This is a genomic window from Candidatus Viridilinea mediisalina (assembly GCF_002532535.1).
GTDB classification, from domain to species: Bacteria; Chloroflexota; Chloroflexia; order Chloroflexales; family Chloroflexaceae; genus Viridilinea; species Viridilinea mediisalina.
This window is the reverse complement of sequence record NZ_NQWI01000275.1, coordinates 1-1,426: the sequence shown is the minus strand read 5'-3', so window position 1 is coordinate 1,426 and position 1,426 is coordinate 1. Positions and strand designations below refer to the sequence as shown.

1 protein-coding gene is annotated in these 1,426 nt (G+C 59.7%); it reads left to right on the top strand.

All coding sequences use genetic code 11. The features are described 5' to 3' along the window. The coding region (locus CJ255_RS23925; protein WP_165774891.1) for a Kae1-like domain-containing protein at positions 1–1,276 on the top strand (1,276 nt) is incomplete at its 5' end. Between the last annotated feature and the right edge of the window lie 150 nt (positions 1,277–1,426).

Genomic DNA, 1,426 nt, shown 5'->3' with positions numbered 1-1,426 from the left:
GCCGATCTGCGTAGATGAACATGAGGCGCTGGCGCGGCTTGGGGGGATTGCCAATCTGCTGCTGGTGCATGATCGCCCGATTGCGCGCCATGCTGATGATAGTATCGCGTGGATGCTTGATGGTGAAGCACGGCTGTTGCGTCGTGCCCGTGGCTATGCGCCTGCGCCAGTGCTGCTACGAGCCCCAGTGCCTACCACGCTTGGCCTGGGGGCGCATCTCAAGAGCAGCGTGGCTCTCGCCATTGAGCGCCAGGTCTTCATTAGTCAGCATATTGGTGATCTGGATGATCCGGTGGCGCGCCAAGCATACGATCAGGTTCTTGCTGATCTGATGCGGCTCTACGCGGTGCAGCCGCTGGTGTTGGCCCACGATTTGCACCCGGATTATTATACGACCCAGGTGGCCCAGCGTTTGAGCCAGGCGGCAACGCGCCCGCCCACCCTGATTGCGGTTCAGCATCACCATGCCCATTTTGCGGCATGTTTGGCCGAACACCACCATAGCGATCCCGCCTTGGGCATCATCTGGGATGGCACGGGCTACGGGCTTGATGGTACCATTTGGGGGGGCGAGTTTCTCTTGGGCAACTGCGCCCACTCGGAGCGTTTTGCCTACCTGCGGCCCTTCGGTTTGCCCGGTGGTGAAGCCGCCATCCGTGAGCCCTGGCGGGTTGCGTTGGCGCTACTCTATGAATTGGAGGGCGACGAACTGTGGCAGCGGGGCGATCTCGTGCCTGTGGGTAGCCTGCATGACGCCCAACGGCCCTTGTTGCACGCTATGCTCAAACGTGGGCTCAACAGCCCACGCACCAGCAGCGCCGGGCGGCTCTTCGATGGAGTTGCAGCGCTCCTCGGTCTTTGCCAAGTGGCGAGCTATGAGGGTGAAGCGGCGCTGCTGCTTGAGTACTACGCCGATCCACATACCACTACCAGTTACCCCTTTGGCCTAGACGGCCCACACCTCGACTGGCGGCCCTGTCTGGCCGCCCTGCTGGAAGAGCAACGCCGTGGTGTGCCGATCAGCCTGATCAGCGCCCGCTTCCACAATAGCATGGTGGCGGCGATGGTTCGCATTGCCCAACAGAGCGACGTGGTGACCATTGCGCTCAGTGGGGGTTGCTTCCAAAATCGCCTGTTGAGCGAACGGGCCTGCCAGCACTTGCGCGCAAGTGGCAAGCAGGTCTTGATGCAGCGACTTGTACCACCGAATGATGGTGGAATCTGTTTAGGCCAAGTGGCTACGGTAGGAGGTAGGGAAGTAGGAAGTAGGAAGTAGGAGGTAGGAAGTAGGAGGTAGGAAGTAGGAAGTAGGAGGTAGGAGGTAGGAAGTAGGAGGTAGGAAGTAGGAGGTAGGAAGTAGGAAGTAGGAAGTAGGAAGTAGGAAGTAGGAAGTAGGAGGTAGGAGGTAGGAAGTAGGAAGTAGGAA